At 67.8% G+C, this 14,837-nt stretch carries 13 protein-coding genes; 9 read left to right on the plus strand and 4 right to left on the minus strand.

Annotation, left to right across the window (positions count from 1 at the left end):
• Positions 1–70: 70 nt before the first annotated feature.
• Both hpnJ and hpnI read right to left on the minus strand, forming a co-directional pair.
• Positions 71–1,495 (minus strand): hopanoid biosynthesis associated radical SAM protein HpnJ, encoded by a 1,425-nt coding sequence (gene hpnJ / locus ACVWYO_RS14370; RefSeq protein ID WP_457351887.1) that lies wholly within the window; start codon positions 1,493–1,495, stop codon positions 71–73.
• A gap of 3 nt (positions 1,496–1,498) precedes the next feature.
• Positions 1,499–2,656 (minus strand): bacteriohopanetetrol glucosamine biosynthesis glycosyltransferase HpnI, encoded by a 1,158-nt coding sequence (gene hpnI, locus ACVWYO_RS14375; RefSeq protein WP_457351889.1) that lies wholly within the window; start codon positions 2,654–2,656, stop codon positions 1,499–1,501.
• A 236-nt stretch (positions 2,657–2,892) separates the two neighbouring features.
• Here hpnI and hpnA point away from each other — a divergent pair, with 236 nt between their 5' ends.
• The 7 genes from hpnA to ACVWYO_RS14410 are packed head-to-tail and all read left to right on the plus strand — an operon-like array spanning position 2,893 to position 10,828.
• Positions 2,893–3,888, plus strand: coding sequence for a hopanoid-associated sugar epimerase (gene hpnA, locus ACVWYO_RS14380; RefSeq protein WP_457351891.1), 996 nt, complete (start codon positions 2,893–2,895; stop codon positions 3,886–3,888).
• The gene (locus ACVWYO_RS14385; RefSeq protein WP_457351893.1) at positions 3,885–5,171 is read left to right on the plus strand and encodes a glycosyltransferase; all 1,287 of its coding nucleotides are present in this window, start codon (positions 3,885–3,887) and stop codon (positions 5,169–5,171) included. The genes hpnA and ACVWYO_RS14385 overlap by 4 nt, the downstream gene beginning before the upstream one ends.
• Positions 5,168–6,010, plus strand: a complete 843-nt coding sequence (gene hpnC / locus ACVWYO_RS14390) for a squalene synthase HpnC (protein WP_457351895.1) — start codon at positions 5,168–5,170, stop codon at positions 6,008–6,010. The genes ACVWYO_RS14385 and hpnC overlap by 4 nt, the downstream gene beginning before the upstream one ends.
• A complete protein-coding gene (hpnD, locus tag ACVWYO_RS14395; RefSeq protein ID WP_457351897.1) occupies positions 6,007–6,846 on the plus strand; it encodes a presqualene diphosphate synthase HpnD in 840 nt (279 codons plus the stop codon). Before hpnC ends, hpnD begins: the two co-directional genes overlap by 4 nt.
• Positions 6,843–8,096, plus strand: a complete 1,254-nt coding sequence (gene hpnE, locus ACVWYO_RS14400; RefSeq protein ID WP_457351899.1) for a hydroxysqualene dehydroxylase HpnE — start codon at positions 6,843–6,845, stop codon at positions 8,094–8,096. The genes hpnD and hpnE overlap by 4 nt, the downstream gene beginning before the upstream one ends.
• 9 nt (positions 8,097–8,105) lie before the next feature.
• The gene (shc, locus tag ACVWYO_RS14405; protein WP_457351901.1) at positions 8,106–10,055 is read left to right on the plus strand and encodes a squalene--hopene cyclase; all 1,950 of its coding nucleotides are present in this window, start codon (positions 8,106–8,108) and stop codon (positions 10,053–10,055) included.
• Positions 10,052–10,828: a phosphorylase family protein gene (locus ACVWYO_RS14410; protein ID WP_457351903.1), complete on the plus strand. Its 777-nt coding sequence runs from the start codon at positions 10,052–10,054 to the stop codon at positions 10,826–10,828. Before shc ends, ACVWYO_RS14410 begins: the two co-directional genes overlap by 4 nt.
• Here ACVWYO_RS14410 and hpnH read toward each other — a convergent pair.
• Positions 10,748–11,893 carry an adenosyl-hopene transferase HpnH gene (gene hpnH, locus ACVWYO_RS14415; protein WP_457351905.1) on the minus strand — a complete coding sequence of 382 codons (1,146 nt, stop codon included), beginning with the start codon at positions 11,891–11,893 and terminating at the stop codon, positions 10,748–10,750. The genes ACVWYO_RS14410 and hpnH overlap by 81 nt on opposite strands.
• Positions 11,894–11,901: 8 nt before the next feature.
• Entirely contained in the window at positions 11,902–12,858 is a 957-nt protein-coding gene (ispH, locus tag ACVWYO_RS14420; protein WP_457351907.1) for a 4-hydroxy-3-methylbut-2-enyl diphosphate reductase, read from the minus strand.
• A gap of 284 nt (positions 12,859–13,142) precedes the next feature.
• Between ispH and ACVWYO_RS14425 the strand changes: the two genes are divergently transcribed.
• Together ACVWYO_RS14425 and ACVWYO_RS14430 are read left to right on the plus strand one after the other, a co-directional pair.
• A complete protein-coding gene (locus ACVWYO_RS14425; protein WP_457351909.1) occupies positions 13,143–13,748 on the plus strand; it encodes an ABC transporter substrate-binding protein in 606 nt (201 codons plus the stop codon).
• A 35-nt stretch (positions 13,749–13,783) separates the two neighbouring features.
• Entirely contained in the window at positions 13,784–14,821 is a 1,038-nt protein-coding gene (locus ACVWYO_RS14430) for an MlaA family lipoprotein (RefSeq protein ID WP_457351911.1), read from the plus strand.
• Positions 14,822–14,837: the final 16 nt, after the last annotated feature.

The raw sequence follows: 14,837 nt of genomic DNA on the forward strand, positions 1-14,837 counted from the left end.
TCTTTGTCGGCCTCGAACGGGGGCTTCGACAGGCTCAGCCCGAACGGGGCGGGGATTGTCCCCGCCCGCGTTATGCGGGCTCTTTGCGCCGACGCAGGAAGTCGAAGAATTCGACGCCTTCGCGCAGGCGGCGCTTCATCATCTGCCAGTCGGTCAGCATCTCGCGGACGATGTCCCAGATCTTCGACGGGCGGAAATAGAAGCGCTTGTAGAATTCCCCGACCTTGTCGAAGATCAGCGCCGACGGAAGGTGCGGATAGGACAGCTGCGCGATCTGCGTGCCGCCGTCGGTCAGCAGGTGGTCGCCACCGTCGAACCAATTGTTTTCGACCGCCTGCTTGTACAGGAACGTGCCCGGATAGGGTGCCGCCAGCGACACCTGGATCGTGTGCGGATCGATCTCCTTGGCGTAGTTGATCGTCTCCTCGATCGTCTCTTCGGTCTCGCCCGGGAGCCCGAGGATGAAGGTGCCGTGGATGACGATGCCGAGTTCGTGGCAATCCTTGGTGAACTGCCGCGCGACGTCGACGCGCAGACCCTTCTTGATGTTGTGCAGGATCTGCTGGTTGCCGCTCTCGTAGCCGACGAGCAGCAGGCGCAGGCCGTTTTCCTTCAAGATCTTGAGCGTCTTGTACGGCACGTTGGCCTTGGCGTTGCACGACCAGGTCACGCCGAGCTTGCCGAGCTCGATCGCGAGCTCCTCGACGCGCGGGAGGTTGTCGGTCAGCGTGTCGTCGTCGAAGAAGATTTCCTTGTTCTGCGGGAAAGTCTCCATCACGTACTTCACTTCCGCGATCACATGGCCGATCGAGCGCGTGCGGTAGTTATGCCCGCCGACGGTCTGCGGCCACAGGCAGAAGGTGCAGCGGCTCTTGCAGCCGCGGCCGGTGTAGAACGAGACGTACGGGTGGAGCAGATAGCCGCCGAAATACTTCTCCATCTGCAGATCGCGCTTGTAGATCGGCGAGACGAAGGGGAGGCTGTCCATGTCCTCGATGACCTTGCGGTCCTTGTTGTGGATGATCGCGCCGTCGTCGTCGCGCCAGCTGATCCCTTCCACTTCGCGCAGCGGCATGCCGTTGGCGACATCGACGATCGTGAAATCGAACTCGTTGCGCGCGACGAAGTCGATCGCGGTCGAGGTCTCGAGCACCTTGGTCGATTCGACCGCGGCCTTGGCGCCGATGAAACCGATCTTGATCCGCGGGTTGCGCTGCTTGATCAGCTCGGCGGTGTGGACGTCCTGGCGGAAGCTCGGCGTCGAGGTGTGGAGGATGACGAGGTCGCGCTCGTCCATCTCGTGCGCGATGTCGTCCCACGACTGGTCGTGCGCGGGGGCGTCGATCAGCTTCGAGCCCTCGACCATCGCGGCCGGCTGGGCGAGCCAGGTCGGGTACCAGAACGACTTCACTTCGCGCTTCATCTGGTAGCGCGCACCCGCGCCGCCATCATAACCGTCGAACGAGGGAGCCTGGAGAAAAAGGGTCCGCAACATGTCTTAGTGCTCCGTGGCCGCTGCGATGCGGCCGTCCTGCTTCATTGTAAGGGTCGCCCCGCGCCAATCAACCGACCGGACGAAGAAGCTGGTGATATAGACCGCAAAAGCGGCGAAATCATGCAGCAACGCCATTCCGAACGACGCGACCCGCGTCCCTACCGCTGCATCGACACTTCGCACAACCACCCAGCGCGCGAAAATTGCTGCGAGTGCGAGGATCAGCCCGGCGGCGGGCCAATAGAGGGCGGCGAGCAAGGCAAGCGGGAGCGGAAGGCCGACCACGCTGCCGACATAGGGCCAGAAGGTGAGATCGCGCACCGTCGCGGCCCAGCGCAGCTCGTGACGCCATACGGCGCCGAAGCTGGCCTCGTCGCAGGCGTGTGCGACGAGGAGCGGCGGCACTCCAACGGTGAGGCCAAGCGCGCGGACGCTTGCGCCGATCGCATAATCGTCGGCGAGCACGTCGGCGAAGCGCGCGAAGCCGCCGATCGCGTCGAGCGTCTCGCGCCGCAGCGCGATCGTCGAGCCCATGCACGGCGTGGCAAGCTGCTTGGCGACGCCGAAGGTCGCGCCGATCAGGAACTGGTAGCTCACACCGGCGGCCGCCATGCGCGACCAGCAGCCGGCATCGCCGCGCCCGTGATAGAGGCAGGTGACCGCGCCGACCCCGGGGGCGTGGAGCGCCGCGAGGACTTGCGCGACATAATCCGGCGCGACGGCGATGTCGCTGTCGCTGAGGATGACGATCGGGTGGCGCGCGACGCGGTCCATGTTGATGAGGTTCGACAGCTTGCCGCTCGCGCCGTGGCTGGTGGCGTCGATGACGAGGTCGATCGCGGCGTGCGGGTGCGCGGCTTGCAGCGCTGCGACGACCGCGATGGCGGGATCGTCGGCGCGCTGGATGCCGAGGACGAGCTGGAGCGGGCCGTCGTGGGTTTGCGCGAGGAAGGTCGCGAGGTTTTCGAACAGGCGTGGTTCGGCGCCGTACAGCGGCTTGAGCAAGGTGACGGCTTCGCGGCGCACTGATGCTGGGCGCGCAGCGGCGAAAAAGCGGCGGAGTGCGCGCGCGGCGGCGAGCAGGAAGCCGACCCCGCAGGCGGCCAGCAGGACCGCCAACCAGCCAAGCGCTGCGCCGAAAAGGATCAGGAAAGGCTGCACAAGGATGGCCCTTACGCTGGTCGATAAGAGCGGGCTAGGCGGGGCGGGTGAAAAGCGCGTCATGGATTCGCGGTCCGCTGCGTCTCTCGCTGCCGTCTCTTCGGCGTTCGCAGCTGTCACTCTGGCACAAGGCCGGGGTGATGGCCGGATTAGGGACGAGTCCGCAGGTCACGGTGCTCCGGGGTAACGGGGCGCGGCCCATTGCGGCGCCCTACGGCCACTCGTAAAGCGCGCGGATGGACAGCGACATCACACTGGTAACAGGCGTTTCCGGCTTCGTCGGCTCGGCGGTCGCGCTCAAGCTTGCGGCCTCGGGTGCGCGCGTGCGCGGGCTGGTGCGCGCGAGCAGTGCGCGGACCAACCTTGCCAACTTTCCCGGCGAGCTGGTCGAGGGCGATGCGCGCGATCCCGTAGCGATGGCGCGGGCGATGGCAGGCGTGCGGCAGCTGTATCACGTCGCTGCCGATTATCGCATCTGGGCGCGCGATCCCGAGGAGATCGTTCGTAACAACCGCGCGAGCGCCGCGACGGTGATGGAGGCAGCGCTTGCCGCCGGCGTCGAGCGGATCGTTTACACAAGCAGCGTCGCCACGCTGCTGCCGGATCATGGCCGCCCGTCGGACGAGACGCGTCCCGCAACGCCCGAGCAGGCAGTCGGCGCATACAAGCGCAGCAAGGTGGTCGCCGAGCGGCTGGTCGAGGCGATGGTCGCTGAGCAGGGGCTGCCCGCAGTGATCGTCAATCCCTCGACCCCGATCGGCCCGCGCGACGCGCGGCCTACGCCGACGGGGCGGATCATCGTCGAGGCGGCGAGCGGGCGGATGCCGGCGTTCGTCGAGAGCGGGCTCAACCTCGTCCATGTCGACGACGTCGCCGAGGGGCATATCGCGGCGATGGCGCGTGGTCGGATCGGCGAGCGCTATGTGCTGGGCGGGCAGGATGTCGCCTTGCGCGAGATGCTCGCGACGGTGGCCGGGATCGTCGGCCGAAAGCCGCCGACCGTGCGCATTCCGCGTGCCCCCCTGTTTCCGCTGGCATGGGTCAACGAGCAGGTCGCGCGGGTGACGGGGAAGGACCCGTTCCTGACGCTCGATTCGCTGCGGATGGCGGCGCATGACATGTATTATTCGAGCGCCAAGGCCGAGGCTGAGCTCGGCTATCGCGCGCGGCCTCATCAGGAGGCGCTGGCCGAGGCGATCGCGTGGTTCGCGCAGGCGGGGATGCTGGCGTGAGTGTGCTGGGGGTGGCGCTGCTGTCGCTCGCGATCTGGCTGGTGCTGGTGTTTGCGCGGGACGGGTTCTGGCTGACGCGCGAGCGGGACAGCCTTCCTCCCCTCCCGGGAAGCGCGTCAGGTGAACAGCGCCCAGCGCTGTTCAGGTCAGGCCGGGGGCCTGACCGACCTGATGCTGGGCCGGGGGTGGGTTGGCCTAATGCGGGCGTCGACCTCTCCACGGGCCGGCCCACCCCCAGCCCCTCCCTTCCAGGGGGGGGCGGAGCATCGGCTTGGCCATCGGTCACGGCGATCGTTCCCGCACGCGACGAGGCGGAGGTGATTGCCCGGTCGATCGGCAGCCTCGTCGCGCAGGACTATCCGGGCGATTTCCGCATCGTGCTGGTCGATGATTCGAGCAGCGACGGCACCGCCGACATCGCGCGCGCGCTGGGGTCGGAGCGGGTGAGCGTCGTCCCCGGCGCACCGCTCGCGCCCGGCTGGACCGGCAAACTATGGGCCGTATCGCAAGGCATCGCCGCCGCCGGCGACACGGCCGATTACCTCCTCCTCACCGATGCCGACATCGCGCACGCGCCCGACACGCTGCGCAGCCTCGCCGCGCGTGCGGTCGAGGATGACCGCGTGCTCGTCTCGTTGATGGCACGGTTGCGCTGCGAGAGCGTGGCCGAGCGCGCGCTGATCCCGGCGTTCGTGTGGTTCTTCCAGATGCTCTACCCCTTCGCCGAGGTGAACCGCCGCGGCCGCGTACAGGGTGCGGCAGCGGGCGGGGTGATGCTCGTCGAACGCCGCGCGCTCGAGGCGGCAGGCGGCATCGCCGCGGTGCGCGCGGCGCTGATCGACGATTGCGCGTTCGGCGCGCTGCTCAAGACGCAAGGCGCGGTCTGGCTCGGACTGACCGACCGCGCGGTCAGCATCCGGCGCTACGATACATGGGGCTCGGTCGCGGCGATGATCTCGCGCTCGGCCTATGCCCAGCTGCACTATTCGCCGCTGTTGCTTGCGGGCACGACGCTCGGTCTCGCGCTGACCTACCTCGCGCCACCGGTGCTGGCGATTGCAGCGCGCGGGCCGGCGCAATATGCTGCGATCGCCGCGTGGGCGCTGATGGCGCTGGCGTTTCAGCCGATGTTGCGCTTCTACCGCCGCTCGCCGATCTGGGGACTGCTTTTGCCGGCCATTGCCACTTTCTATGCGGGCTGCACGCTGCTCTCGGCGTGGCAGCATGTCCGCGGGCGCGGCGGGCTGTGGAAGGGCCGCGTCCAGGCGGATCTCGCGGCATGACGCAGGCGGCCGAACTCGCCTCGGGCAAGGGGCATAAGGACGAGAATTTCCCGGTCGCCTCGGTGCTGCTCAAGCCCGAGCATCGCGCGCCCGTAATGGCCTTCTACCGCTTCGCGCGCGGCGCGGACGACGTTGCCGACAATCCGGCGGTCTCGGCGGACGCGAAGCTCGCGCTGCTCGGCGCCATGCGCGCGACGATCCTGGGCCAGAGCGATGCCGACGCCGCTTCGGTCGCTCTGCGCACGACGATGGAGTTGCACCGGATCAGCCCGCAGCACGCGCTCGACTTGCTCACCGCGTTCGAGCGCGATTGCACCGTGAACCGCTGCGCCGACTGGGCGGCGCTGATCGACTATTGCCGCTATTCGGCGATGCCGGTCGGGCGCTACGTGCTCGACGTCCATGGCGAGGACCATGCGACCTGGCCCGCGTCCGATGCGCTGTGCGCGGCGTTGCAGGTGATCAACCACACGCAGGACTGCGCGAAGGATTATCGCGCGATCGGGCGGGTCTACCTGCCGCTCGACCTGATGGCGCAGCACGGCGCGCGGCTTGAAGACCTCGAAAAGCCTGTCGCCACACCGGGCCTGCTGGCGACGATTCGCGACCTGGCTGCGCGCAGCGATGCGTTGCTCGACGAATCGGCGGGGTTCGCCGGGCAGATTCACGATCGCCGCCTCGCGGTCGAGGTCGCGATCATCCACCGGCTCGCGGTGAGCCTGACGCAGCGGCTGAAGACGCGCGATCCGCTGTCGCAGCGCGTCCACCACCGCCCGTACGAGGCACTCGGTCTCGCGGCGTTGGCGGCGGCATCACAAATGGTTAAGGGGCGGGCATGAACCCCAAGGCGACCCCCGCGCAGCTCCAGGCGCAAGTCTCGGGCAGCTCCTTCTACGCCGGCATGCGCGTGCTGCCCAAAGTGCAGCGCGAGGCGATGTACGCCGTCTATGGGTTCTGTCGCGAGGTCGACGATATCGCCGATGACGAGGTCGGCGACCGGCCCGAGCGCGCCGCCGCGCTCGATGCGTGGCGTGCCGATATCGAGTCGCTCTATGCCGGCGGCAATCCCGGGCGGGCGGTTCTGGTCGCCGAGGCGGTGCGCCGCTTCGCGCTCGACAAGGCCGATTTCCTCGCGGTGATCGACGGCATGGCGATGGATGTCGAACGCGACGTCCGTTGGCCGCCGATGGCCGAGCTCGAACTCTATTGCGACCGGGTCGCCTCGGCGGTCGGGCGGCTGTCAGTCAAGATCTTCGGGATGGAGGACGCGGTCGGCATCGCACTGGCGCATCATCTCGGGCTCGCGCTGCAATTCACCAACATTTTGCGCGACGTGGACGAGGATGCGGCGATCGGGCGCGTCTATCTGCCGCGCGAGGCGTTGGTCGGGGCGGGGATCGAGTTGCTCGATCCGATTACCGTGGTCGGCGATCCGCGCGTCGATGCGGCGGCGCGCGTGCTCGCCGCCAAGGCGCACACCCATTTCGCCGCGGCGCAGGCGATCCTTGCGCAGCGTCCGCGCGGGCATCTCATCGCGCCGCGGCTGATGGCGGCCGTCTATGCCCCGATCCTGACGCGGATGGAGGCCGAGGGCTGGGCTCCGCCGCGCACCCGGATCAAGGTCAACAAGCCCGCGCTGATCTTCACCGTCCTGCGGTTGATGCTGTTCCGTTGAGCGCGCGCGTTCGCATCATCGGCGCGGGGATGGCGGGGCTCGGCGCCGCGGTCGATCTCGCGCGCGCCGGCATCGCCGCCGAGCTGATCGACGGGGCGGCGCAGGCTGGCGGGCGCTGCCGCTCGTATCACGATCCGCAACTCGGCCGCACGATCGACAATGGCAACCATCTCGTCCTGTCGGGCAATCGCGCGGTGAACGAGTACCTCGCGGCGATCGGCGCGAGCGATCGGCTGAGCGGTCCGCTCCATGCGGATTTCGCGTTTGTCGATCGCCAGACGGGCGCGCGCTGGGCGGTTCGCGTCAATGACGGGCGGCTGCCGTGGTGGATCTTCCGCGACGGCCGGCGCGTGCCGGGGACGCGGGCGGGGGACTATCTGCGGTTCGGCGGGCTGCTCGGCGGTGGGACGAGTGAGACCGTCGCCGATCGCGTCGCGCTGCGCGGCGCGGTATGGGACAAGTTGATCGAGCCGATCCTGCTCGCGGTGCTCAATACGGCGGCGGCGGACGGCTCGGCGCGGTTGACCGCGGCGGTGATGCGCGAATCGCTCGCGATGGGCGGACGCGCGAGCCGGCCGCGGATCGCCGAACCGACGCTGGCGGCGGCGTTCGTCGATCCCGCGCTGGCGTGGCTTGAGGGGCAGGGGACTTCGCTGACACTTGGACGGCGGCTGCGCGCGTTGAAGTTCGCCGACGACCGCGTCGTCGCGCTCGATTTCGGCGCGGGCGAGGAGCCGCTGGCATCGGGCGACTCGGTGATCCTCGCGGTGCCGCCCTGGGTTGCCGAGTCGCTGGTGCCGGGTCTCGTCGTGCCCGATGCCTTCCGGTCGATCGTCAACGCGCACTTCGCCTACACCCCCCCGGCGGGGGTCGCGCCGATGCTCGGGGTGATCGGCGGGATGGCGGAATGGATCTTCGCGTTTCCTGACCGGTTGTCGGTCACGGTCAGCGCCGCGGACCATCTCGTCGATACCGATCGCGCCGAACTGGCCGCGACCTTCTGGGCGGATATCGCCGCGATCCACGGGCTCCCCGCAACGTTGCCGCCATGGCAGATTGTCAAGGAAAAGCGCGCGACCTTCGCCGCCACTCCCGAGCAGGATGCCAAGCGCCCGCCCGCGCAAACGCGCTGGCGCAATCTCTTCCTCGCGGGCGACTGGACGCAGACCGGGCTGCCCGCGACGATCGAGGGCGCTTTGCGATCGGGCGAAACCGCTGCCCGCTTGGCGCGTGGGCACGCTCTCGGCTAAGGGCGGGGCATGACTATCGAGACGATCGACCGCGCGAGCCTGGTGAACGAGGCGGACGCCACCGCGAACCGTGCCGCGGCGGCTTTGGGCGAGCTGCAGCGCGCAGACGGGCATTGGGTGTTCGAGCTCGAGGCCGATGCGACGATCCCGGCCGAATATGTGTTGCTGAAGCATTATCTGGGCGAGCCGCGCGACGCCGAGATCGAGCGCAAGATTGGCAACTATCTGCGCCGCATCCAGTCGGCGAGCCATCACGGCTGGGGGCTGTTCCACGGCGGGTCGTTCGACGTGAGCGCGAGCGTAAAGGCGTACTTCGCCCTGAAGATGATCGGCGATCCGGTCGATGCGCCGCACATGGTGCAGGCGCGCGCCGCCATCCACAAGGCGGGCGGCGCGGCGGCGGTCAACGTGTTCACGCGGATCCAGCTCGCGCTGTTCGACTGCGCCGATTGGAAGACCGTGCCGACGCTCCCGGTCGAGCTGATCCTGCTGCCGCGCTGGTTCCCGGTGCATCTGTCGAAGATGTCGTATTGGGCGCGCACGGTGATCGTACCGTTGCTCGTGCTCGCAGCGAAGAAGCCGGTCGCGCGCAACGTGTCTGGTGTACGAGTCGACGAGCTCTACACCCACAAGCGTGTGCCGCTGGAGAGCCGGGCGGCGGGGACCAAGCGCGCCTGGACGGCGTTTTTCGGCGGGGTCGATGTCGTGCTCAAGGCGGTCGAGCCGCTCTGGCCCAAGCGGACGCGGCGGCGCGCGATCCGGGCGTGCCTGACCTTCGTGACCGAGCGGCTCAACGGCGAGGACGGATTGGGCGCGATCTATCCGGCGATGGCGAACAGCGTGATGATGCTCGAGTGCCTCGGCTGCCCGGCCGATGATCGTATGCGAATGATCGCGCGCGAGTCGGTCGAGCGCTTGCTCGTGATCAAGGACGACGAGGCCTATTGCCAGCCGTGCGTATCGCCGGTGTGGGATACCGCACTTGCCGCGCATGCGATGCTCGAGGCGGGCGGGGATGAGGCCGAGGCGCGGGCGATGGCGGGGCTGGCCTGGCTCAAGCCGCTGCAGGTGCTCGACGTGAAGGGCGATTGGGCGGAGGAAAAGCCCGACGTCCGTCCCGGGGGCTGGGCGTTCCAGTACAACAACGCGCATTATCCCGATCTCGACGACACCGCTGTCGTGGTGATGGCGATGGACCGCGCGAAGGATCGCGGCGGCTTGCCCTATGACGAGCCGATCGCGCGCGGGGTTGAATGGACCGTGGGGCTGCAGAGCAAGGATGGCGGCTGGGGCGCGTTCGATGCCGACAACAGCTATCATTACCTCAACAACATCCCGTTCGCCGATCACGGCGCGCTGCTCGACCCGCCGACGAGCGACGTCACCGCGCGCGTCGTGTCGATGCTGGCGCAGCTGGGCGAGACCGATTCGCCGCGGATGAAGGCGGCGTTGGCGTTCCTCGAAAAGGAGCAGATGGCGGACGGCAGCTGGTTCGGGCGCTGGGGGGTGAATTACATCTACGGCACCTGGTCGGTGCTGTGCGCGCTCAATGCAGCGGGGCTCGATGCGAAGCATCCGATGATGCGCAAGGGCGCCGACTGGTTGCTCCACATCCAGAACCTCGACGGCGGCTGGGGCGAGGATTGCGAGAGCTATGCGCTCGATTACAAGGGCTATACGCCTGCGCCCTCGACCGCGTCGCAGACGGGGTGGGCGCTGCTAGCGCTGATGGCGGCGGGGAAGGTCGATCATCCCGCGGTCGAGCGCGGCGTGCGGCATCTGATCGCGACGCAGGCGGCGGATGGGCTGTGGGGGCAGGAGAAGTATACCGGCGGCGGTTTCCCGCGGGTGTTCTACCTGCGCTATCACGGGTATCCGGCGTATTTCCCGCTGTGGGCGGTGGCGCGGTATCGGAATCTGAAGCGCTCAAATGCGGGCCGGCCGGCGTTCGGGATGTGAGCCTGCTCGTCGCCTGCGGGCTGCACCGCGAGGCGGCGATTGTTGCGCGGCCGGGTGTCGTGGTGGTCGCTGGTGGCGGGGACTCGGCGCGGTTGGAGCGCGAGTTGGAGGCTGCTGTTGCTGGGGCGACCGCGATCCTGTCCTGCGGCGTCGCGGGCGCGCTCGACCCGGCGTTGCGCGCGGGGGATGTGGTCGTAGGCCCCCTCCACGACAGCCGTCACCCCGGACCTGTTCCGAGGTCCACCGTGCCGCAAGATTTACCGCCCGAGCACGCGCGACACGGTGGACCCCGGGACGAGCCCGGGGTGACGGAGAGGGGGGCTGGGTGCGAATTCATCGGATGGTTGGCGCGCCATCTTCCCGAGGCGCAAGCTGGCACAATCATCGGTGCCGATACGATCATCGCTTCCGCCGCCGAAAAAGCCGCGCTCTATGCGCAAACCGGCGCGATCGCCGTCGACATGGAATCGCACATCGCAGCCCGTGTGGCGGCGCGGCACAACCTGCCTTTCGCGATCCTGCGCACCATTTCCGACAGCGCCGACCACGCGCTCCCGCCGGCAGCGCTCGTCGGCATGAGCCCCGATGGCAGCGTCGCGCTCGGCGCCATCCTCAAGTCGCTGGCGAAAAACCCCGGGCAACTCCCCGCGCTCCTCCGCACCGGCCGCGATGCCGGTGCGGCGTTCCGCAGTTTAGGCCGCGCGCTGGGTGCGCTTGAAGCCGTCGGGATCGGCCGCCTTGATCTTCGCGAGCTCGGCCTCGACATGCGTTGAGTGGACGTCCTCGGCCTTGCGCGCATGGCTGAGGTCGATGTCGGGCGCCATCGGACCCTCGGTGCGGATGCCCTTGCGGCCGACGGTGAACATCTTGAGCGGGTTGCGCACGGCATCCGCCGCAGCGGTGCCCTCGAAGCCGCAATGCACCATGCAGTTCGAGCACTTTTCATACTTGCCGACGCCGTACTGATCCCAGTCGGTGCCTTCCATCAGCTCGGCGAACGTCGGCACATAGCCCTCGCCGACGAGGTAGCACGGCTTCTGCCAGCCGAAGACGGTGCGCAGCGGCATCGACCACGGCGTGCACTCATAGGTCTGGTTGCCCGCGAGAAAATCGAGGAACAGCGGCGAGTTGGTGAAGCTCCACGCGCGTGCGCCATCGCCGCGCGCGAAGACGTCGCGGAAGAAGTTCTTGGTGCGCTCGCGCGTCAGAAAATGCTCCTGGTCGGCGGCGCGCTCGTAGGAATAGCCCGGCGAGATGGTGATCTCGACGCCGAGCTCTTCCATGATGTCGAAGAACCCGGCGAGCCGCTCGGCGGAAGCGCCCTCGAACACGGTGCAATTGACCTGGACGCGGAAGCCCTTCGACTTGGCGAGCTTGATCGCGTCGATCGCGATCTCGTACGTCCCGTCCTGGTCGACGGCGTGATCGTGCATGCCCTTGTCGCCATCGAGATGGATCGACCAGGTGAAGTAGGGCGACGGCTTGTAGTCGTCGATCTTCTTCTTGAGCAGCAGCGCGTTGGTGCAGAAGATCACGAACTTCTTCTTCGCAATGTAACCCTCGACGATGCGCGGCATGTCGCGGTGGAGCAAAGGCTCGCCGCCCGCGATCGACACGGCGGGCGCGCCGCAATCGTCGATCGCTTCCATGCACTGCTCGTACGACAGGCGCTGGTTCAGGATCGCGTCGGGATAGTCGATCTTGCCGCAGCCGGGGCAGGCGAGGTTGCAGCGCAGCAGCGGCTCGAGCATCAGCACGAGCGGGTATTTGCCGCCCTTGATCTGGTTCTTGAGCGTGTAGGCGCCAATGCGCATCAGCGGAGCGAGGGGAAGCGTCATGGCTGTTCCTATGCGCCGACGGCGGCGCGTTTGGTAGGGGCAGGGTCGCGCAGTTCGCGCGGCAGGCCGAATTCGAGCGATTCGACCACGCCCGAAAGTTGCGTCACCTCGACCGGGCCGAGCTTGCGCAACGCCGCGATCACGCTTTCGACGAGCTCGTCGGGGGCGGATGCGCCTGCCGTCAGGCCAACGCGCTCGACGCCTTCGAACCAGGCCGGATCGATCGCGCTGCCATCGGCGACGAGATAGCTCGGCAGGCCTTCGTCAGCCCCGAGATCGCGCAGCCGGCTCGAGTTCGAGCTGTTTTCGGAACCGACGACGAGGATCAGGTCGGCGACCTTGCACAGATCGCGCACCGCGCTCTGGCGGTTCTGGGTCGCGTAGCAGATCTCCGACACGTCGGGGCCGATGAGATTGGAGAACCGCTCGCCGAGCGAGGCGATGACGCTCTTGGTATCATCGACGCTGAGCGTGGTCTGGGTGATATAGGCCATCGGCGTATCGGTCGGCAGGTCGAGCGCGGCGACATCGGCCTCGGTCGAGACGAGATGCACCGGCGCATCGACCTGGCCGCGCGTGCCGACGACTTCGGCATGGCCTTCATGGCCGATCATCACCAGCGTGCGGCCATCCTTGGCGTAGCGGCGGCCCTGCAGGTGCACCTTGGTGACGAGCGGGCAGGTCGCGTCGAACACCGGCAGCTTGCGCGCCTTGGCTTCGTCCTCGACCGACCGCGCGACGCCGTGCGCCGAGAAGACCGTCATCGCGCCCTCGGGCACGTCGGACAATTCCTCGACGAACACCGCGCCCTTCGCGCGCAGCGTATCGACGACGTGGCGGTTATGGACGATCTCGTGGCGGACATAGACGGGCGCGCCGTAGCGATCGATCGCCCGCTCGACGATTTCGATAGCCCGTACGACCCCAGCGCAAAAACCGCGTGGGTTGGCGAGAATGACCTGCAAACATCGTTCCTTCCGTCCGCTCGAATGCCGAACCGGGCACGAACGCCCTACAGCATTCGCGCGAATTCGTCATCTATGCCTCCCAGATAGCGATCTTAGCCGCGTTGCAACATGAGGGGAACGGAAAAAAGCCGTCGATGCGGGGCGTTGGTCCGACGAACGCGGTGCAACCGGTCCGCAATGCGGCGCGTTCATCGGCGCTACAGCCGTTTGTGCTAGCGACGGGTCGGTGCTACCGGCGCTCCCCGAGCGGGCCTTCCGGAATTTTCCAACAGGAGCTTTCGATGACGACTTTCCTGCGCATGATCGTGCCTGCCGCGGTGCTGGCGATCGCCGCACCGCTTTCCGCCCAGGCCGGTGACCCGGCACGCGCTTCGGTGCAAACGCTCGACGACGGGCTGCTCGCGATCATGAAGGGCGGGAAGGCGCTCGGCGCGGCGGGGCGCGCCGCACGCATCGCGCCGGTGGTCGACCAGACGTTCGATGTGCCGCTGATCACGCGGCTGTCGGTCGGCGCCGACTGGCTGAAAGTCGCGCCCGCCGACCAGACCGCGCTCGTTGCGGCGATGCGGCGGCTGACGGTCGCCCAATATGCGGCCAACTTCGACAGCTATGGCGGCGAGGCCTTCACGATCAATCCCACGGTTGAGATGCGCGCCGGCGACAAGGTCGTGCGCACGACGCTCGCCGCGCCGAAGGGCGATGCGGTCCCGATCGACTACCGGATGCGGCAGAGCGGCAGCAGCTGGCGGATCATCGACGTCTATTACAAGAACGGCATCAGCCAGCTCGCCACGCGCCGCGCCGATTTCGCGAGCATCTTCGCCAAGGGCGGTGCGAAGGCGCTGATCAGCCATCTCAACGCGCTCTCGGCCAAGGGCGGACGCTGAACTTGCGGCTGGGGGGCTCGAGCAGCGCGGTAGCGATGGCGATCATGCTGTTCGCCGCACCCGCGGCAATGGCGCAGGCCGTCGCCGCACCGGTGTCGGTGGCGTCTGCAAGCGCCGGTACGGCAGCGAAGCCCGCCGTGGCGCCCGAGGCGCATTCGCGGCATCACCGGACCAAGGGCGATCCGCTCGAGGGTTTCAACCGGACGATGTTCTCGATCCACCAGTTCCTCGATCGGATCGCGTTCCGGCCGATCGCGATGGTCTACAAGGCAGTGTTCCCCAAGCCGCTCCGCGCCGGCATCCGCCATGTCTTCTCGAATATCGGCGAGCCGTTGGTGTTCGCGAACGATGTGCTGCAGCTGAAGCCGAAGCGCGCGATCAAGACGGTTGGGCGTTTCGTGGTCAATTCGACGATCGGGATCGGCGGGCTGCTCGATGTCGCGAAGACGTCCGAATTCAAATTGCCGCATCACGACAACAGCTTTGGTACCACGCTCGGCCACTATGGCTTGGGGCCGGGGCCGTATATCTTTCTGCCGCTGGTCGGACCGAGCGATTTTCGCGATTTCGGCGCCGGCATCGCGCAGGGGCAGACCTATGCCTTCACGATCGGCACGCCGTTCGACTATGCCGAATATCGCGTTTCGGAAGCGGTGCTGACCGGGCTCGACATGCGCGTCGAGGCGGATGGTGCGCTCAAGGCGTTGCTCGGCAGCGCGATCGACCCGTATGCGACGCTGCGCTCGGCCTATCTGCAGGATCGCGCGGTGAGCATCGCCGAAACGCACGGCGCCAAGGCGACGGCGGCGAAGGCGCTCGACGATCCGCTGACCGACCCGGCGGCGGATCCGCTGACGGATCCGGCAGCAGGGGCTGCGCCCGCGGGGGCGACTCCGGCGGGCAAGCCCGCGGGGGACGATTTCCCTGCCGATCCGGCGGCGCCGACGGCTAACCCTGCGCCGCCGGCTGCAGATAAGCCGGCGGTCGACGATTTTCCGGCTGATCCCGCAGCGCCGGTGAGACCGACGCCGTCGGTTTCCGCCACCCCGGCGACGGCTGTCACCCAGCAGTAGCGCCACCGCGTTTCGT

This window comes from Sphingomonas sp. UYP23 (assembly GCF_054059235.1).